Annotated in this window: 14 protein-coding genes and 1 other RNA gene; 9 read left to right on the forward strand and 6 right to left on the reverse strand. The window is 45.5% G+C overall.

The features are described 5' to 3' along the window. Positions 1 to 52 precede the first annotated feature (52 nt). Positions 53 to 3,745, reverse strand: a complete 3,693-nt coding sequence (locus J4N39_RS04775; RefSeq protein ID WP_252022445.1) for a hypothetical protein — start codon at positions 3,743 to 3,745, stop codon at positions 53 to 55. A gap of 208 nt (positions 3,746 to 3,953) precedes the next feature. Continuing rightward, the gene (locus tag J4N39_RS04780; protein WP_252022448.1) at positions 3,954 to 5,252 is read right to left on the reverse strand and encodes an L-cysteine desulfidase family protein; all 1,299 of its coding nucleotides are present in this window, start codon (positions 5,250 to 5,252) and stop codon (positions 3,954 to 3,956) included. Positions 5,253 to 5,477: 225 nt separating this feature from the next. Between J4N39_RS04780 and J4N39_RS04785 the strand changes: the two genes are divergently transcribed. After that, entirely contained in the window at positions 5,478 to 5,945 is a 468-nt protein-coding gene (locus J4N39_RS04785) for an Lrp/AsnC family transcriptional regulator (RefSeq protein WP_286036832.1), read from the forward strand. Between the two features lie 66 nt (positions 5,946 to 6,011). Here the strand turns inward: J4N39_RS04785 and tesB are convergent, their stop codons facing one another. Continuing rightward, on the reverse strand, positions 6,012 to 6,881 hold the full coding sequence (gene tesB / locus J4N39_RS04790; protein ID WP_252022450.1) for an acyl-CoA thioesterase II: 870 nt from the start codon (positions 6,879 to 6,881) through the stop codon (positions 6,012 to 6,014). Positions 6,882 to 6,982: 101 nt separating this feature from the next. Between tesB and J4N39_RS04795 the strand changes: the two genes are divergently transcribed. Next, positions 6,983 to 7,426, forward strand: a complete 444-nt coding sequence (locus J4N39_RS04795) for a YbaY family lipoprotein (protein WP_252022453.1) — start codon at positions 6,983 to 6,985, stop codon at positions 7,424 to 7,426. A 24-nt stretch (positions 7,427 to 7,450) separates the two neighbouring features. On the opposite strand, the gene J4N39_RS04800 is transcribed toward J4N39_RS04795, so the two are convergent. Then, positions 7,451 to 7,753 carry an MGMT family protein gene (locus J4N39_RS04800; RefSeq protein WP_252022456.1) on the reverse strand — a complete coding sequence of 101 codons (303 nt, stop codon included), beginning with the start codon at positions 7,751 to 7,753 and terminating at the stop codon, positions 7,451 to 7,453. A gap of 83 nt (positions 7,754 to 7,836) precedes the next feature. On the opposite strand from J4N39_RS04800, the gene J4N39_RS04805 reads away from it, so the two are divergent. The 4 genes from J4N39_RS04805 (at position 7,837) to J4N39_RS04820 (ending at position 10,604) form a co-directional block, all read left to right on the forward strand. After that, positions 7,837 to 8,580 (forward strand): VP0952 family biofilm-associated protein, encoded by a 744-nt coding sequence (locus J4N39_RS04805; protein WP_252022460.1) that lies wholly within the window; start codon positions 7,837 to 7,839, stop codon positions 8,578 to 8,580. 149 nt (positions 8,581 to 8,729) lie between these two features. Continuing rightward, an RNA gene (ffs, locus tag J4N39_RS04810) (signal recognition particle sRNA small type) lies at positions 8,730 to 8,826 on the forward strand. Positions 8,827 to 9,082: 256 nt separating this feature from the next. Next, positions 9,083 to 9,919: an AraC family transcriptional regulator gene (locus J4N39_RS04815; protein WP_252022463.1), complete on the forward strand. Its 837-nt coding sequence runs from the start codon at positions 9,083 to 9,085 to the stop codon at positions 9,917 to 9,919. Positions 9,920 to 9,965: 46 nt separating this feature from the next. Continuing rightward, on the forward strand, positions 9,966 to 10,604 hold the full coding sequence (locus J4N39_RS04820; RefSeq protein WP_252022479.1) for a LysE family translocator: 639 nt from the start codon (positions 9,966 to 9,968) through the stop codon (positions 10,602 to 10,604). A gap of 113 nt (positions 10,605 to 10,717) precedes the next feature. Here the strand turns inward: J4N39_RS04820 and J4N39_RS04825 are convergent, their stop codons facing one another. Next, entirely contained in the window at positions 10,718 to 11,962 is a 1,245-nt protein-coding gene (locus J4N39_RS04825) for a hypothetical protein (protein WP_252022481.1), read from the reverse strand. 600 nt (positions 11,963 to 12,562) lie between these two features. Between J4N39_RS04825 and J4N39_RS04830 the strand changes: the two genes are divergently transcribed. Together J4N39_RS04830 and J4N39_RS04835 are read left to right on the forward strand one after the other, a co-directional pair. After that, positions 12,563 to 13,855, forward strand: coding sequence for a glycoside hydrolase family 18 protein (locus J4N39_RS04830; protein ID WP_252022483.1), 1,293 nt, complete (start codon positions 12,563 to 12,565; stop codon positions 13,853 to 13,855). Between the two features lie 421 nt (positions 13,856 to 14,276). Then, positions 14,277 to 14,585, forward strand: coding sequence for a hypothetical protein (locus tag J4N39_RS04835; protein WP_252022485.1), 309 nt, complete (start codon positions 14,277 to 14,279; stop codon positions 14,583 to 14,585). A 118-nt stretch (positions 14,586 to 14,703) separates the two neighbouring features. On the opposite strand, the gene J4N39_RS04840 is transcribed toward J4N39_RS04835, so the two are convergent. Further along, on the reverse strand, positions 14,704 to 15,042 hold the full coding sequence (locus J4N39_RS04840; RefSeq protein WP_252022486.1) for a cytosolic protein: 339 nt from the start codon (positions 15,040 to 15,042) through the stop codon (positions 14,704 to 14,706). A 349-nt stretch (positions 15,043 to 15,391) separates the two neighbouring features. On the opposite strand from J4N39_RS04840, the gene J4N39_RS04845 reads away from it, so the two are divergent. Then, positions 15,392 to 20,449, forward strand: coding sequence for a diguanylate cyclase (locus J4N39_RS04845; protein WP_252022487.1), 5,058 nt, complete (start codon positions 15,392 to 15,394; stop codon positions 20,447 to 20,449). Positions 20,450 to 20,469: the final 20 nt, after the last annotated feature.

Raw genomic sequence — 20,469 nt, forward strand, 5'->3', positions numbered from 1 at the left:
TTCAAAAGAAAAGCCAGCAATTTTTTGCTGGCTTTTTTGTTAGGCTTTCGACCTATAACCCATCAATCAAGGACTTGGCATTGGTGTGTCGATAGGTGTTAGAGAATATCTCACCGCCACCTGTGGTGAAGTCAGACTCACTTTCCCAAGCACTGTTCATCCAGAAGCCTTTAATGGCAAAGTCGACACCATCGGTATCGGTAATTGCCAGATACTCTGTGGCTGTTTGAGCGACATTGTTGTCATCGGTATAGCTGATGACCAGCTTAACCACACCTTTGTCAGCGTCTTCGATGCTCCAAGTAAAGTTATAAGTCCCCTCTACAGCACCTGTTGACTCACTGAGACTAACAAGCGTACCACTCTTGTCTGTATTGAAGGTTAGTCGTTCATCTGGAATTTCCAGTACAACTTCTCGGTCTAAGAAGTCATCGGCACTGAACTTGGCGTAACGCTCTGTAGTATCAACACAAGAAGTCAAAGCAGACTCAAATGCACTGTAGGTGGTAAATGTCACAGGGCGCTCATTTTCATCGTCCCAATCAGAGTCATTGGTACCACAGCTTTGAACATCACTGAAAGGTGTGAAGTCATTTACTGTGGTGTACCAAATTTCACCGCCGTCGGTTTCATAGAAAGCCAGTTTGCCACCATTATCCAACTCTTTAATTAAGCGGACATAGGTTTCAACCGTATCACCGTCTTTCCATTCCATCACGCCATCACTGTTCATGCTCCAAGTACGTTCGCGAGGTTGACCATTACGGAAGTATAAGAAGGTGCCAGATGAGGTGCCTTGCTGCAGAATATAGGCACGAGTTTCGGCATCCCCATTGATACGGTAAACGTTAACCTGTTCATCCACATCCATATCCGGTAGCGAGCTACAAGCACTTAGCTGGGTCAGGAAGTCTTGATAGCTTGCTCCGCTTTCTACTTCGGTGATTTCACAAGTACCGACAGGATCAGTGCCTAGATCTTGCTGGGTGACTTTAGTTGCCCAAAGTGCAACATAACTGCTGTCGTCCACGGTACCATCAGGCACGATGTATTTCTCGAATGTTAGCAGTGACCAAGTATCGTCTTTGACATCGGTGATCGCCCAATACCAATCCAGTGAGAAGCTTGAATCTGACGCATAGACTTTGAGGTAGTCTCCTGAGATGGTCCAGTTATTAGTATATGCTTTTTCACTCGCGCCGTTTTTGTAGACGTCGACCGTGCCATCGGCGTTAAAGGTGTAGTCACGAGTATCGCCGTTGCCTTTCACTCGCTGGAAGTTTTTGCCTGACACCATGTCAGAAGTTAATGCTTGCGCCATGCCACATTCGTTAACTGCTGAATCAAAGTCATCCACAGTGAGGCTCATATCTTCTCGTTCTTTGTCGTAGCAGACAAAGAGAGGGATATCGACCACACCTAACAGCGCATCTTTGGCGGTTGCGTTCATTAGGAAAGCAGTATCATCCTCCATGCTGGTGTTTTTCGCCATGTAACGTCCCGCTCTTACGTAACCATCGTAAACCGAAAGCAGCGCAGTATCACCAAGGTTGTATTTGTCCCCCCAACTATCTTGAACACTTTCTGGTACCGTAAACTGGATAATGTTTTCAGTACTGATGGTTGATTGTGTCCATGTTCCTGTACCGGCTAAGGTCGATGTCGGTGCGGTTCCTGCACTGTTGAACGAAGAGTAATCCCAGTTCATGGTGTAGAAATTGGCTGTACCATCACTGACGAGCTGAACACCCACTTCATATCCCAGAGCCACACCCTTGATGGTATCGGTTTGAGGAGTTGAGCCTGAAGAGGTCGTCGCTTTGATATCATCCAAGCTGGTGGCATTTTGACCATCTTGCGAGGTATCCCCCGTGCCACGCCAGAACCATACCTTCTCATCATCAAGCTCGTATTTTTCATCTAGTGTTAGCATAGAAACGAGCGCTGCTGAAGAGTTAGCAGGGTAAACCCCAGTCGATGACAGAATATCTTCGAGATCACCTCCATTGTCACTGATATTGAGACCATCAAGCGTTTTCACTGTGCCTTGAATTTGGAAAATGTAGCTTTCCAATTGCGCTGGGTAGAGCTTGATCTGGCTGCCATCGATTTCCAACACATAGTTATCTTCGATGCCTTGCCAGCCGGTTGATGACAACACAACTTGGTCGTAATTAGTGGTGCTCTTTTCATTGGCAGTCGCCGAGGTTTCCTCAGTTAGCGTGCCGTCTTTGCCAACACTATAACGAGCCGTCACGGTAGCCACATCACCATTGAGGGTAAATTGCTCTAGCTGTGCGGTGGTGCGTCCATTATCTTCATCACTCCATCCGACAAACAGGTTGGTACTGCTACGCATGAAGCTGATAACGTCAGCCGTTTGTGGCGCAGAAACATCAGGGTCGGTTGGGTCTAGATCGTCGTCGTCTGGCGTTCCGTCGTTGTCATCGTCGGTATCGGCGTTGTCTCCAGTCCCGTCTTTATCGGTGTCCGTGGTTTCACTGTCATCGAGTGGGAAGTCATCTTGGTCATCTGCGACGCCATCATTGTCATCGTCTGGGTCCGCATTGTTACCAATTTTATCGCCGTCAGTATCAACTTGCTCGGTTGAGTCTAGTGGCAGATCATCTTGGTCATCTGGGGTGCCGTCGTTATCGTCATCGGTATCGGCGTTGTTACCCGTACCATCTTCATCAGTATCTAACCACTCTTTGCCGTCGAGATCGAAGTCATCTTGGTCATCTGGGTAACCATCGTTGTCATCATCTTTATCGGCATTGTTACCGATACCGTCGCTATCGGTGTCTGTGGTTTCATTGGCATCGTATGGCATGTCATCTTCATCATCTGGCGTACCATCGCCATCATCGTCGGTATCTTCATTGTCGCCGACGCCGTCTTTATCAAAGTCGAACCACTCATCTGAGTTCCCAACAAAGCCTTCATCTTCATCTTTATCTGGCACGCCATCATTATCGGTATCTTCATCGACCGTACCATCTTTACTTACAATGATGGTGGATAGGTCTGGGTCTTGCCCTTCTTCAGCTTCCGATTTTTTGGTTTCAATGGTGGTTTTAACTAACTGGTTAATGGTTTCCGCATCTGAGAGTAGGTCATCGCTGCCTGTACCATCCGCTTGTTGATCAAGCTCTTCGGGTGTTGAAGGCATAGTGCCTGATGTGACGAGCGCTTTGGCGCCTGCAGCTGCCTCGTCTTTATCATCAGCAATGTAATCGCCAAGAACATCGTCTTCCTCAATCCCAAGTTGTCCGGCGATTTTGGTTTGCGCTGCGGCCAGTTTTTCCTCATCTGTGCCAGTGGTGGCACGTTTCATTTCTACGTGTACCAGCGTCGATAGTGGTGTGACGGTTTGCTGCCCAGCAGGGGCAGACATAACGTAGTCAGCCGCTACTGGTTTATTGGTATCTTCATCGATGGTCTCGCCTTTAATCGCGCGCACGATGACCGAATATTGCTCAGGATTATCAATGCCTGTTACATCCAGAGTTGCATTACCTCCGGCACCAGATTTTGTTTGCGGCTCGGTTGGTCCCGGTAGAAAATCTCCGTCGACATCAAGCCACACCAAAGCCCCATTTAAGTATCCATCGATTGCTTTTACGCTGTAAGTTGACGTTGTCGAGCCACTGCTTCCACCGTCGCTACTACTACCGCCGCCACAACCGACAAGCCCCAAGGATGAGGTCAACCCTAGCGCTATCACCAACTGTTTCTGTTTCATCTTGCTTCCTTACTAGTGATTTCGGCACCACGTTCAAGCCCTAACGAGATGCGCTAATTCATAAAAAGCTTAGATGAAATTTGTTACTTATGGTTACAAATGTAACTGTCTAATTTATTAATGTGATTTTGATCTGATAAATTTTTTGATGAAAAAAGCGGCTCAAAAGATGAGCCGCTTAATAAAGAATATGATGTTTGGTTTGAGGCTATTTATTTACCATGATATCCAAGATCTGCACATCAGTTTGGGTCATCGAACCGTTGGCTAATGAGGATAGATTGGCAATCGACTGGTCAACATCATTGGCTACGATGCCTTCATTGCCTGTCACTCGAATACCATCAATCGCCATTAGGGATGCTTTGAGTGCGGCACCAGCAGAAGAGGAGACCTTCATAGCACATGCGGTTTTTGCACCATCACAGATAACGCCAGCAACATCACCAATCATGCTGCAAATAGCGTCACTGACCTGTTCTAAACCACCATCGAGCAAGTAAGTAATACCCGCAGCTGAGCCCATGGCTGCCGTCGTGGCTCCGCATAGTGCCGAGAGTTTGTTTTGATGGCTTTTAATGTAGATTGCTACCAAGTGCGAAAGCGCTAGCGCTCGGATAGTTTTCGCTTCACTACTGTTGAGGAAGTCGGCAGTAACGACAACTGGCATGGTGGCAGCGATGCCTTGGTTACCTGAACCCGAGTTGCTCATAGCAGGTTTCATCGCTCCATCCATGCGCGCATCAGAGGCGGCTGAGGTGCGCTTTAGGATCTCAGTCAGTAGCCCTCCTGAGAGCAGGCCGCGCTGTTCATTGCGAGCAAACGTTGCCCCGATCTGCAGCCCGTAATCTTTGCTTAGACCCTCTTGGGATAGTGCTTGATTTAGCTCTTTAGCTTGTTGAATGAATTGAAGATCTTTAATAGGTGCGTTTGCAGCGAAATCGAAAATGTCTTGTAAGTAGACTCCTTCAAACGGGTTGGTACTGGGAGGCAAGTCTTGCCCTTTTTGCGTTTGAGAAGAGAAGGTGGTCATTCCGTTTTCTTCAATGGAAACAACGTCGGTATGACTGTCAGCTATAGTGACGGCCACGCTCTGGTCTTGGTATAACACGGTCACTTTCGCATAAAGTATGTGTGCGACATCTGCAACACCAACAGTCACTTGGTCGTTATCTAGCATTTGCTTAGCTATTTTCACATCGTGATCATTGATCTCTTTAAGCACTTCAAGCTTGGCTGAAGGCACACCGGCAATCGCACCAATCGCCGCAGCAACAGGTAAGCCGACCATACCTGTACCGGGGATCCCGACACCCATGCCGTTCTTCATCAGGTTAGGAGAGACACTAGCACAGATGGTGACTTGAGAAGCGTCATCTTTGATTCCGAGTTTCTCCACCGCAATGGCACTGGCCAACGCAACCGATACTGGCTCGGTACATCCAAGGGCAGGGACTACATCTTTGTTCATTACATCGATAAACGATTGCCACAAGTGCTTTCTCATTGAGGATTCCTTCTATTTGACCATTAGCGTCATTATTCTTAATCGTTATGTAGTAATTTAAAGTATTGCTTGTGGAAATTTGTTGCTAATTTTGCTTCTATATCGCTACAGGATAGAAAAATTTTCTACATGTATTCCTTTGTAGGGTTGGTGAGTCTCCAAGGTTCGGCGTGAGAAGGAATAATTTCTTTCTTTTGGTTTTTCGTCAAATCTTTTGAGGTGATTGTGGATAAAGTAAAACTAGATAGTGTTGATAGAATGTTGCTATCAATCTTGCAAAAAGATGCGACAACCTCGCTTAATGACCTAGCAGAGTCGGTCAACCTCACCACCACACCTTGCTGGAAGCGGATCAAACGACTGGAAGAAGAAGGGGTGATTGCAAGTAAAGTTGCGATATTAAACCCTGAAAAGCTAGGCCTTAGTTTTACTGCATTTGTTCAGGTGAAGACCAGTGATCACTCCCATGATTGGTATCAAGCTTTTGTTGATGCCGTCGTTGATATGCCAGAAGTGATGGATTTCTATCGAATGGCCGGGGAGTATGACTATATGATGCGGGTCCAAGTGGAAGATATGCGTGCGTTTGACACCTTTTACAAAACCTTGGTCAATAGTGTCGAAGGTTTGACTAACGTGACGTCGACATTTGCCATGGAACCGCTCAAATCATCGACGGTACTTCCGGTTTAACCGGGGCGATGGATAAAAAAGGCGACAGAGAGTCGCCTTAATTGATTGCTGAGTTATCGTCGAAGGTTACAGTGTCTTATTGGTAAAGCGCATTACCCCTTCTTGAACGGCGCTTGCCACCAACTCACCTTTTTGGTTAAAAATCTCACCTCGAACCAGTCCGCGAGAGTTGCTTGCTGTCGGGCTTTCGATTGCGTATAGCAACCATTCATCGGTTTTGATTGGGCGATGGAACCACATAGAGTGGTCGATAGTCGCCACTTGGAACTTAGGTGTCATCAAGGTCACTTTGTGTGGATGAAGGGCTGTAGTTAAAAAGCCCCAGTCGGATGCATATGCCAGCAAATACTGGTGGATAAGCTGATTATCAGGCACGTCACCATTGGCTTTGATCCATAGATACTGTTTCGGATCTGTGCGGTGTGGTTGTAGCGGGTTGACAACCACGGCAGGGCGCACCTCAATAGGCTTCTCTGCGCAGAAGATTTTTTGCAGCGTTTCTGGCAAGTATTCAGCGATGTGCTCTGCAAGTTCAGACTCTGATAGTAACTCTTCAGGCGCCGCCACTTGTGGCATCGCATTCTGGTGCTCAAAGCCCGGCTGATCACTGTGATAAGACGCCGTGAGATAGAAAATCGGACGGCCATTTTGAATAGCTTTGACTCGGCGGGTTGAGAAGCTTCGTCCATCACGTAGGTTCTCTACGTCATAAATGATTGGCTTCTCAGGATCGCCCGGGTATAGAAAATAGCTGTGGAATGAATGCACGGTACGATCACTATCTACTGTATAGCGGGCAGCGGAGAGTGCTTGGCCAATCACTTGACCACCGTAAACTTGAGGCAGACCTAGGTTTTCACTTTGACCGCGAAACAGACCTTGTTCTAATTGTTCTAACTGCAAAAGATCCAGCAGTTCATTTAATGGTTTACTCATCGTACCTCCGTAAAAGTTATGTCAAATAAATACCTTGGATACGGACAAAACTCAAGCCGAGGATATACTCAAGCGAGGAATTATCGATTTGGGAGTAAGATATGTTGAACAAATCACTGACTGCATTTTTGCTGATTATGGTTTCTTTATTGGCGGGGTGCCAGTATTCAGACTCAAGTGATCACAATCAAGAAGAGTTGGCGGTGGCAACGATTGTGGGCACAGTTTCTTATCGTGAGCGTATAGCACTGCCAGAGAACGCCAAAGTTACCGTAACGCTGCAAGATATCTCGCTGGCGGACGCACCATCGGTGGAAATTGCCCGAACTGAATTTGACTCATTTGGATTCCAATCACCGTTTGCCTACCAGTTAGACTATGACCCAAGTAAGATCATCGAAAATCATCGTTATTCTGTGAGTGCTCGAATCACAGTCGATGGACAACTGAAATTTATCACTGATACCGTCTATTCAGTGATCACTGATGGAAATGAAACCGATGAAGTGGACTTGAAGCTGATCGCTATCGGGAATCCGCAATAAACGTTTTGAATTGAGTTGGCAGTCTTAGGGCTGCCAACGATATTGTCTAAGCTTAATTTTCCCTGCCATTGAGACCTCCACACCATCTTCTATTAAGTATTGTCTTTGCCTTATCAGATCTTCGTCTTTGAGTGAGATCTCCCCTTTAGCATTGACGACTCTAAACCAAGGTAATTGACTGCCAGCAGGCAATCGACCTAACGCTTTCCCAACGTGACGTGCATAACCGGGATAACCTGCCATTTTTGCGATCTCGCCATAGGTTGAAACTTTTCCTTGTGGAATTTGGTGAATCACTGCAAAGATTTGGCGCAAAAACTCGTCCATACTGAAATTGTCCTAGTGATTGATTTCTTAATAGTATATCGCACTAGAGGCGACCTCATAATGGATTAACACGAGGAGGCGCGATGGTATTGTCTGTAATCCAATTTGCCGTGACTACAATTCTTGCAGTGGTGTGTGCACACTCTTTAAGCATCAGTGGGGGAGACATCCCAGTGATCGCGCTGATGGTGCCTGCATTGTGGATATTACCGCAAGGGGGCGCATCCGGGTTGTTATTGCTCGCCTCTGTGGCTATCTATGGGTTTACCTTACCCCATCAGCCTATTGCGATGTCTTTGAGTATCTTGATCTTACTGCCACTATTGATGGTCACCTTCTCACGACGCTCTAGTGTTTATGTGTTGATTTCGAGCGCAGCCATTATATTCGTGATGCAGTTAGGCATTATGGTGACTCAGGCAGAAGCCAAAATCCCGGGAAGCTGGGAAGTCACACTGATTCAAACCCTTTCCATGATGGGCATCTGGTACGCCATGAGCCATTGGCGCTCATCTTCACAGCATAGCTGGTGGAGCCTAGCGTTTGTTTTGGCCCTTTGGATCGGAGGCTGGACACATGCGGCAGTGATCGCTCTGTGTTTGGTAGGCATCATCGCATCCGCCGAGACCTTACCAAAGCTAAGTAAGCAGATGAAGTGGAGCACACTACTCACTTGGACATTGCCAACCGTCGCATTCGCCGCTGTGGTCGCTGCAGGTAATATTGAGGTACCAAACCCAGTATTTGTAGTGTGGATTTTCCTCCTTGGCACTGCATGGGCAACCGACTACATCCTAAGAGCATGTGACGAAGAGCAAACGCATTAATCTTCAAATTGGCGCTATCGGCATCACGCTGCGCAATAGTTAGGCACTTGAATTAAAAAGCACTTAGTTTGCCTTGCAATAGCCAAGCCGATAGCACATAATCCTCATCACTCTTTGGCAACAAGCCATAAGAAAACGAATCTATGGGGGCCTGGTCCTCTCGCAACAATAGCTCGTGAACTCGGTCAGGCCCGGAAGGGAGCAGCCGCAGCGAGTGACTTGTGTGCCGGGATGTGGCTGGGTTCCCACCCTTTAAAAAAGCCGCTCAATGAGCGGCTTTTTGCTATCTGGCGTTTTGTCTTTTTTCTTTTTAAGTCAGTCTAAATCAATTTAATCGGTCACACAGTAGTGCCTAACTATGCCACTACACAGGATGACTAATTAGTCCTTGGTCCGAGTTTCATTCATTTTTCAGTTATAACCCAAGTCTAGAATTTGACTTATTTTACGTAATCTGGAAACCTCATTAGGCTTATGTTTAGCCTAAAGGCAATGTGATTGTATGGAGAACAACGTAAGAAATATCAGTCAAGAATATTGGAGTAGTAAATCTATACCTTATTTGACCATCCGGACTACTCGAGATAGTGCACAGGGTTATAAAGCCCACTACCATTCTGAGCTATCTGTTGGAATTATGCTCTCAGGTCAAACATGTTTGTCTTTATGTAAGGAAGATGTGCTCTTAAAAGAAGGTGACGTGATTCTTATTGAGCCGAATATGGTTCATGCTTGTAATCCTGTTGGCGGCATGCCTAGAAGCTATCGCATGCTCTATATCGATCATCAATGGTGCTGTGAGGCATTATCGAAGCTGTTTGGTTACCAGGTAAAAGCCTTCAGAGTGGATCATACTTTGTTTACCAATAAAGTTAGTAGAGTAGATACTGGCAACTTAATATCCATGTTAATTGAGTGCGACTTACCACATATCGCAATAAAAGTAGAAAGTTTAATTCTCGATATTCTAAGTCGATGTTGTTCGCCCTGCATGGATGACAGTGATGAAGGCCTAGCATACCAAACCAGAGAACTACTCCTAAATGATGTGGAAAATGTTCCGCAGCTTGAATGCATTGCCAAGTACCTTGGATATACTCAAGAAACACTAATTAGAAAATTCAAAAAGCAATTCGGTATTACACCAAAGTCATTTCTTAACAACTATAGAGTCGAGATGGCAAAGGCACTTTTGAAAGAAGGTATGGACATTACTGATGTTGCTAATGAGTTAGGCTTTTATGACCAAAGTCAGTTGCATCGAACTTTTGTGAGCTATACGGCTTCCACGCCTAGACAATATCAGCGAATGAAGTCAATTTTCGACAATAATGAATAAACTGGTTACAGCATAGTAATAGGGTATTTCAAATGGATAACCTAATATGTCGTACTCTACTTTTTTCCCAGTTGCATTTCCGGCTTTAGCTATAGCTCATTTTCTTGCTTTAATAACTCCCGGCCAAGATTTTTTCTTAATTGTTGCTCACTCAATACGTTATAGACTAAAAGGAAGCCGCTTCATCTGTTTAGGCGTGGCTTTGGGAAATGCGCTTTATATAGGAATTTCAATCTTTGGTTTGATGGCTATTCGTAATAATCAGGTCATCTATCTAGTTGTTGAAGTAGTTGGCGGGGTATGGCTATTGTGGTTAGGGTCCATGCTACTAAGAAGCAAGAAACAAGGGACCGATGTAGGTTTCGAGCAAATACCAGTACCAACGGCGCTGAAACAGTTAGTACTTGGCTTTAACTCTGCGATCTTGAATCCTAAGAATGCGCTTTTCTATATGAGTTTAATGACAGTGATGTTAGGCAATGAAGTCACATTGACGCAGCAAGTGTCATGCGGGCTGTGGATGTTTTGCGCAGTTCTATTGTGGGACTTATTTGTTGCTACCGTTATTGGACAAACACAAGTGCAAACTCTCTTGTCAAACTATATTCATGTGGTTGAAAGGTTAGCGGGGCTGGCTATTGTTTTCGTTGGGTTATCACTGTTTATTGGTTACTTGGAGATCTGAGCCCTAGGTATTTCCTGATAGGTATCAACCTCTCTATATAGGTTTTCATGATTACCTCTGAGGGTGAAAAAAGGGCTCTAGTTTCACTAGAGCCCTTTACGCATGATGAAGAGTTAGTTTTGTCTGCGTAACCTGATTCCCCCAAATACCAGTAACAGTAGCCCAAGTAGCCCTGTGCTCCCTGCACTAGCAGAGTCATCCGTTGGAGTAACTGGCGTCGGAGTCGGATCATCCTGAGTATCTTCTTTACATTCCGCTTTGCAGCCTTGTTCTATTTCAATCTTCTCTACAAGAGACAAGGCGTCGCAATAACTACCATCATCCAAAGTACAGGCTTTATCATTTGGTGCAATACAACTATCCCAGGTACTCATATCAGCACAGTTGGATAGCATAGCGTCAAACTTGTTTCTGGTGAGCTGGCAAAGCGCTTGGCGTTCAGCTGATGCATCCGAAGAACAGCGAGATCCATGGTATCTATCCATAAACTCTTGCCACTCTGATACCCGCGCTTTGGCAGGCCTGACATCAGGAAAGAGATCATAATAAGCCCAATTGATCATCAACTCTAGCGATCCACTATAACCATCCGAATCGATAAATAGTACTGTATTTTTTTCTTCGCCATTCACATCGAAGTCATATAGGCGCTCGCTAAAGTTCTCCATGGTCCAAGGAGAGTCATAGTCTTGGTTGGCGTAGAGGTAGACGTTTAGGCTAAATTCGTATTGAGAATGGTCTGCCAGAAAGGCTTGCAGAACCTGTCCACCTTCAGTAAGAGCTGTTGAAAATTTCAGTGCTGTCGACTCTCGTTCTTCTCTTGTTTTATGATCTGACTCTGCCGTTGCAATCGCAACTAGACGACGGCCAAGAACATACTTTCTCAGTCGCTCATCACCGCATAAGCTTCGGAACTGTTGAAGCTCTCGGTCAACCAATAGTTTTTCTGAGGGGGCATCGAGCTCGCTAGGGACTTCAGGTCCTGACTGATCCATCATAAAGGCTCTGCCAGGAACTACTAATGACATCACCGTAGCTGCCGGGTGGCTAGCTGCAATATAGTCATCAACTATCTGTTGTCTGAAGTTAATGTGATGATATCTGTCTTCAACAAAATTAATCGAGCGTCCTATGTCTATGGCTGACAGCAAGTCGTTAGTGCTGTGAATGGTTTTTCGAATTGCCCTTTTTGGAGCAGTAGGAACCTCTGCCGCACCCCATACCTTGGTTGTCAAACATGACTGGTCAAGTATTTCACTAGTCACTGCGTTCACAGGCTTTCCCAGCAAATGATAGAAGTCTGTCACGCTAGAGGCTGCAAGACTGGTAACAGGTAGTGCCGCCAGACACAGACCCACCAAGCCCCCTAACAATTTACCTTTTGATTTTATTAGTTTTTCCTTTACTTATGTATAACTCCAACCAACATGATTACGAAGGTGACCGAAAGATTAAAACTCGTTCAGTTAACGTAATTCGGTTATTATTTTACCAATTGAATGCATCTAGTTGATTATGATGATTTTGTGGTCGATCGCATTTGCGATATACAGATACTCGTTCTATAAATGTGCACCCATCCCATGGGGTAAATTGAAGAAAGCCCTGAAAAGGGTTGCGAGGGAGGTTAATCAGGTCAGACGCTTTTGGTTATTAAGATTAAGTAGCTCACAGGTTTCCTGTTAGATTTTTTAGTTTATGAGGGCTGATTAGGTCTGATATACCTAATCAGCCCTCAAGTAATACCACCATTACTCCCTGACTCTTCCTAGCGACTAATTTAACGACTAAGTTGTATCTATATCTTTGCGAGGCACTACAAATTCCACATGCAAGAATCGTAATAAAGTGATGAAAAATATATGAATTATTCTCCTGTATCACCTTTTAAATATTTCAGTCATTGAACAAATTTTATGAAGGTTATTTTATAAACACTTAACAAAGGGAGATATGAAATGAAGAAGGTGATAGCAGCTGGGCTGGTAGCCTCAGCGCTGAGCATGCCAGCAATGGCGGGAGATAAAGTCGTTGCGGGTTATTTTGCAGATTGGCAATACGCTAACAAGGACAACCCATATACTGTGCAGGATATTCCGGCAGAAAACCTGACTCATGTGATATACGCTTTTTTATCTATGTGTGGGCCGCATACTGGTGCCAGTGAAACCGTCCAAGATTTGATAGCAAAGCAGTGTGAGGGTAAAGCACCTTTTACTGCTATCGTGGTCGATAGCGAAGCCGCACTGGAAAAAGACTTTGGTCAGGTACAGGTTTCCGTGCCATATAAAGGGCATTTTGCTCAGTTGGCAGACCTTAAAAGTGAGCACCCAAAGCTGAAGATCCTTCCTTCTTTTGGTGGCTGGACCATGTCAGAACCATTCCACGCAATGGCGAAAGATCCCAAAGCTATCGAACAGTTTTCCAAATCAGCGGTTGAGCTGATCGCCCAATATGATTTTTTTGATGGTATCGATTTGGACTGGGAATATCCGGGAGGTGGTGGCCTCACAACCTCACCTTGGAACCCAGAGACCAAGCTAGATGATGCACAGAAGCAGAGTGAACGTGAAGCCTTTACCCTACTGGTAAAATCTTTGCGTACTGAGCTGGATAAACTGGAGAAAACCACCAAGCGTGAGTACGAGCTCTCTACTGCGGTTGGGGTAGGGCCAAAAGCGGCGCAGATTGACTGGAAATCTGCCGCACCTTACCTGACTAATATGTTTGCGATGACTTATGACTTCCTAGGTGGTTGGGGCCAGCAGACTGGACACCTAACCAACTTACACGCAACAGAGCGCAGTTGGTGGGGAATGGGGGCAGATGTGTTTATCAATCAGATGATCGAGCATGGTATTCCTGCTGAGAAGTTGGTCATTGGTGCAACCTATTATGGTCGTGGCTGGCAAGAAACCCAGAATTACGATGGTGGTCTGCCGAGTTCTGATCTTCTCTCCAACCAAGGAGCGCAGTTTGGTACTGGCGAGAACGGCTACTTTATGTTTTGGGATCTAATGCAAAACTACGGTACGAAGCAAGGCTATCAGTACAAGTACGATGAACAAGCTCAAGCCCCGTATTTGTGGAACCCAGACAAGAAAGTGTTTATTTCATTTGATGATGCTCGTTCAATCCGCGCTAAAGCCGAGTGGGCGAAAAATGTAAATTTAGGAGGTATTTTCTCGTGGGAGCTATCTGGTGATCCAGACGGGGATTTGACGAAAACTATGTATGAGGCAATGAACTAATGGTCATTGGTAAGCGATAACTCGCTGAACAGGTAGCCGTCACCATACGAACTGTGTGCTAAAGGATGCTCAATCCTCATGCTTGGATTTATGTACGTTTGTATGGTGACTGGCAATTCCCGCAATTTTTAATAACAACTCTTTGCTATTGGCCTATTACTCGAAGTGCTTTTGGCATTAACTCCTTTCATCGAGCTTTTCTTTCTATATTCTGCGCTACTTATACGAGTGTCATCACATCGGCTCAATGTCTTGCTTGTGTTCTCTTGGCGTAAACGTGATGTGCGACGAACAAAATTGAATCGTCTACAAGCTTGTAATGCATAATGTTGCTTATAGTGGTGAGATGTCAACCAAATTACAACTGTAGGTGAGTGAGGCCCAAGCCTGACAGGCTCACTATTTTTAAAAGGAGTTATAAATGCGTTATCTTCACATCAATCAAACTAAAGTGATTAGTGGTATATGTACATCGGAGACAAAAATCCCAATACTAGTTATCTCACTTTTTGGTAAGTACGCTCCTGATTATATTTATCGCTTCATTCTTGGTCGCCTAACTGGGGACACGTTTGATGATCCTGAAGAATTTCAGTTCATGAAAGGATTTACCCAAACTATTATAAAGGTTATTAAAGACTCGGCTCATGATGAACAATTAGCAATGTATGACGGCGTCATCGCTGAGTTTGTGGAGGACGATACTCAAGTGAAAATTTCAATTGTTTAAGTGGAAAAACTCTCAGGTTCAATACTCGCTGCAATTGGGCTATCTTCGTTAAGTCGATTTAAAGTGTGCTGATGTCCAGACTCCGGACAAGTGGCTCAAGCTAATGTTGAGCTTGCTTTCAGCGCACTCTAGTAATAAAGGTGCGCTCTTCATCAACAAAAGCCACAAACCCGCCATGATAAATAAACACTCGGCCACGTCCCTCGACCAAGCACGCAAGTTGAGGGTTTAGATCTTCTTCATTAGTTTCACATATAAATGTGCCAGTATCTGTGATCACGCCGTCGAGAGAAGGCAAATATCCATAGGAACGTTTGGCCTGATCAATCAAGCTCAATTCACTGGAGATAGAGAAGCATGAAGGGATCGATCCAGCATCTTCAATAAATATTGGTTTCAGTTCTTCAAAGGCTGTAATCACTAGCCAATCGATGCCGTTTACATGGTGGATGAACATAGTGTTTCTCGGTAATTCTAGTGGGGAGATTTTATCACTATCAGGGGAAGATCGTAGTAGAGAATTCGTTATTGGAAGTGGTAATTCTCTGAGGTGACGTGACATGCTTTTGTTAACAGGCGGGATAAATGGATTCCGTCATCCCTACTTACCTGTGCTCATAAGTTGCGTATAAAGTTCAAGTTTTGGTCAAAAGCTAGCTTTTTGACCGGATTGCATTGAATTCAGCATATGCATAATTGAGTTCCATCACATCATTTAAATCATTACTAGGTAAACTGATGAGTTTATCGACAGGGTTAGTCGAACGATTAAAACAGCGCCAATTCAGTGCGTTGAGGATGTCAGGATGGTTGAGATGAATATTGAGGGGTACTCTGAGCTGGTAGAGATCTACACGGGGGCTCATAGTAAAGTTTTTAGGGCAAAAAGAGATAAAGATAACTTATGTGTGGCGCTCAAATGTCCAACAGGTGAGTTTCCTGATCCTAGGCAGCTTTCGGCGTTAAAGCGCGAATATCAGATCATGAGCGCTATCGAAGGTGATGGTAGAGGCGTTCCAACTCAGATCGAGTTTATTGAACTCAAAAACTCCGCAGTCTTAGTACGTGAGTGGGTCGAAGGCATCTCATTGCGAGAATACCTAGATACGCATCATTTATCCCTACAATCCTCACTGACCATTGGTATTGCCATTGCGCAGCTTTTAAGTGCGGTTCATCGCCAAAGTTATTGTCATCGAGACATCTCTCCGGGCAACATCATATTCAATCCCGAAACGCAGCAAGTCTCGTTGCTTGATTTTGGTTCTTCGTTGGAGTTTCCTGACCGAGCAAGAGGGGTCATCAAGCCAAACTTCATCGAAGGCTCGATACCCTATATGTCACCAGAGCAAACTGGGCGAATGAATCGAGGGCTTGATTATCGAACTGATTTCTACTCTTTTGGGGTCCTACTATACGAGCTGTTTACGGGGCAACTCCCCTTTGAAACCAAAGATACCAACGAACTTATCTATAGCCACATTGCCCTCGAACCTACCGCTCCTGATGAAATCTCTCCAATGGTGCCTAAAGCACTAGCCCGTATTGTTCTTAAACTCCTGAGTAAAAAACCAGATAACCGCTACCAAAGTGCCGAGGGCGTTGAAGCTGATCTGTCACAATGTTTGGCTGCTTGGACTAAGTTTGGAGCCATTGAGCCGTTTGAACTCGCCTCAGCAGAACTAAATAGCAGTTTAAGGATACCTGAAACCATCTATGGTAGAGAGCAGGAAACTGAGCGTTTGCTCGATGCCTTTGCCCAAACAAGTCAGGGTAATGGTCATCTGGTCTTTGTTGCTGGCCACTCAGGGATAGGCAAAACATCGCTAGTGAGAGAGCTGTATCGACCACTAACAGCCCAAGGTGGCTACATCACCAGTGGTAAATACGATCAACTGCTGCGCCATCAGCCTTATTCGGCAATTTTGCAGGCGGTATCAGGACTGTTTCGTCAGATCATTTCAGAAAGTCATGACAGTGTGACTTTCTGGCAGCAAGCGCTGCAACAGGCGGTGGGTGGAAATGGCCAAGTGCTGATCGATGTAATCCCTGAGTTGGAATTGCTGATTGGTCCACAGCCACAAGTCATGCCGCTATCGGCAGAAGCCGCATCAACACGTTTTAACACCACTTTCTTTAACTTGATTCATGCACTGGGCACCACTGGAAAGCCAATCGTGTTGTTTATTGATGATCTTCAGTGGATAGATCCTGCAAGTTTGACCTTGTTGGAGGCTGTGACCGCCCAACTAAGTCAGTCTACGCTAATGATCATTGGTGCTTATCGCGACAATGAAGTTTTAGAGCACCATCCGTTAATGATTGCTATGCCGACGCTTCAAGGCAATTGCACCAATACTGTGGTAGTGGAACTGAGCGAGCTACCAAAAGATACTTTAATAGATTTGCTCAAAGACAGTGTCGTACTGTCACCGTCCGAGTATGAACAGCTAAACGCCACATTATGTGACAAAACAGGTGGCAACCCTCTGATCTATAAAACAATGCTAACCACGCTTTATACACAACAACTGCTCAGTTTCGATTACGAGAGTAAGCGTTGGGTTTGGGATCAAAAAGCGCTTAATCTGATGCCAAGGGCCGAAAACTCCGTAGCTATGTTGCAAAGCAATATGAGTGGTCTTGACACCCAGACATTGGAGCTATTGAAGTTAGCGGGCTGCATTGGTAATACCTTTAGCCTGGACTTGTTAACGGCTTTATCGAACCACGGGCGCTCTGAGCTTGCCAAGTCTCTTATTCCAGCGGTATCAAAAGGGTATATCCAGCCTTTAGATGATGACTTTGAGCTATACACCACCGACGGTTATGACAAGTTACCAGATACTCAATTTATTTTTGTTCACGATAGAATTCAGCAAGCGGCGTATAGCTTGCTCTCCTCAGAAGAGCAGGAAAAGTTGCATTGGGCTATCGGGCAAAAGCTGCTTTCTAAACAGACTGATGAGCCTTCAGAGCGGGTGCTGTTTGATGCGGTAGAACACCAAAATCAGGGCTACCGATATGCCACTAGTGAAGAAAAATCGCTCTTGGTCAAACTTAACTTAATGGCAGGAAAGAGAGCTAAGCGCTCTGCAGCTTTTAGTGTTGCTCATTCGTGTTTAAGTCATGCCAAAACCATTTTGCAACAGCTTGGCGACGCTACAAACAGTGATCTGTCGGTGACGATTGATTTGGAGTTAGCGCAGGCTTGCTATTTAGTCTCTGAGTTTGACGCAGCAGAGGCGCTTTACAGTGATCTTCGAAGCCGAGATATTTCTGATCAAGAGAAGCTCAATCTATACAATATTCAGGCGAAGCAATACCACCACCAAGGCGCGTATCAACGCTCACTGGAGTATGAATACGAAGCCTTGCAGTTACTGGGAATAGAGCTGCCAGAAGACGATGAATCACTTATGGCTCTGTTTGGCGAAGAGCAGAATAAAATTGAGAAATTGCTTGAGCAAACGGACCACCAACGCTTGCTCCACCAAGCCAATATTGAGGATGAGTGTTTTAGCCTAACTCACGAGCTTTTATTTGATGCATTCACCGATGGTTACCTATTAGGTAAGGGGCCGCTATTGGCAGTGGTTGCCGCAACCAGCGCTCGACTATCTATGGAGCGGGGCAACTGCGCCGCAAGCTCAGCCGGATACATCAACTATGCCACCATACTTTGCTCTAGCGGTAACTACCGACAGGGGCACGAGATTGGTCAGTTAGCGATCAAACTGGCGGATAAATATCAAAACCCAGTGTTTAAAAACTACACCTATCATGTGTTTTCTCTTGGTATTAATCACTGGTTGGAGCCTTTAAAAAGCAGTTACGATTATTGGCACGAAGCGTCCAAGTTATCGATGGAATCGGGCTCGCCGTATGCTGGCTGGGTGTTTTTGCAAATGCCGCACGTCTTGCTTGCGTCGGGAGCAAGTCTTGAACAAGTACAAGCGCAGGCAGATAGCAGCTTAGACTATTTGACCGGTAATCGTCTCGGGGATATTGCCCAACTTCTTCAACTGATAGTTTTGCAGCCTCTAAGGCACCTCAAAGGCGAGACGCCAAGCTTCTCTTCGATTGACGGTGAGTTGTTCTGTACCGAGCAGTTACTGACAGATTATCAAGAAGCTCCATTCTTCTTCGGCCATACGGCCTATTCCGTATTGCGCGCTTCTTTGTTGGCTCGCGACATTTTACCTGCCACTACGCTCAAAGCTTGGTTGCCAATCATTGAAAACACGGTACAGGCGCAGATCATCCAAGTTGATAGTTGTTTTTATACTGGCTTGCACCTAACGGCGGGCTGCACCGAACTCAGTGGCAAAGAACGAGACAAACAGTTGGCTTGGGTAGAGAGTTTAGTCGATAAATTTAAGGTTTGGTCCGAGCTTTGTCCGGGCAACTTTGCACACAAATCGTTATTGCTTCAAGCCGAAGTTAAGCGTTTAGAAGGCGATGTACTTGGCGCTTTTGATCTGTATGAACTTTCAAGAGAAGCCGCATTGGAATCACGCTTCTTAATGGATGCAGCGCTGGCTGATGAGTTGGCTGGACTGTTTTGGTCGCAAGCAGGCAAGCCTTATCAGGCGCAGCACTATCTGCAACGTTCACTGGAAGGATATGAGCAGTGGGGAGCCAGCGGAAAGGTGGCAGCACTTGTAGAGCAGTATCCAGAACTTGAGGCGAGTCATGTCAGTTCTGGTGTAAACATTAGCTCGACGATAGATTCTACGGTCAATACGGATGATTTTTCATCTATTCTCGATATGAGCTCAGTGGTTAAAGCGTCACAGGCCGTTTCCCAGCACATGCAAATGGATAAATTGGCCGAAGAGCTTTTGAATTTAGCGGTTGAAAATGCGGGTGCAACCCGCGGTTTGCTATTACTGGAAAATGGTGGAGATTTCTTCGTAACCCAGAAGGTTACGGCAGAAAATGACACCAATGATACCGAAGGGCTGGATAAGCCGTATGCCGAATCTGCCTGCTTATCTCGCACGATTGTGCGCTACGTGATCAATTCAGGCCAACCGGTCGTCTATACCCCAACAGAGCACGATGAGCAGTTCGAGCGCTGTAATTATCTTCGTCAGCAGGGGGATATTTCGGTGCTGTGTGTACCTATTATTCGTCAAGGCACTATGTCAGGTGTGCTTTATCTTGAGAATACTCATCTAGCTGAGGCATTTCAGGCTGACCGAGTGCAAACTCTGAAAATTATCGCATCTCAAGCCGCAATCTCACTCGAAAATGCACGAATGTATCGCGATCTTGAAGAGATGAATAACAACCTCGAAGAGCTAGTTAAAGAGCGAACCAAAAAGCTCTATGAAGCCAATCAGCAGCTCACAGATACCAACCAAACCTTGTACACATTGTCGACCACTGACCAATTAACCGGGTTATATAATCGCCGTTTCGTTGAAGAACAGCTGCATAACTTGCTGGAAAGTGATCCTCAAAGTCGTCACCCAGTCTCGCTATTAATGCTGGATGTGGACCACTTTAAATCTGTGAATGACAACTATGGCCACAATACTGGCGACAGGGTGTTAGTTAACGTATCGGCTTCTATAAAGGCATCGATTCGCAGTGTAGACATGGCAGGGCGCTGGGGCGGAGAGGAGTTCATTGTGCTGTGTATGAGTGATATTGACGGTGCGACGACCAGTGCTAAGAAACTTGGCCAACAAATCGCGAAACAAGACAACTCCCCCGTTGAACAGGTCACCGTTAGTATTGGCGTTACGCCGGTACTAAACAAAGACACCATTGACTCGGTGCTAAACCGTGTCGATCAGGCGTTGTACAGCGCTAAGAACAGCGGCCGAAATCAAGTGATGATTAAGCTGAAATAATCGAATAAGTGCAAAAGGAG

The sequence above is a fragment of the Vibrio sp. SCSIO 43136 genome (assembly GCF_023716565.1).
Lineage (GTDB): Bacteria > Pseudomonadota > Gammaproteobacteria > Enterobacterales > Vibrionaceae > Vibrio.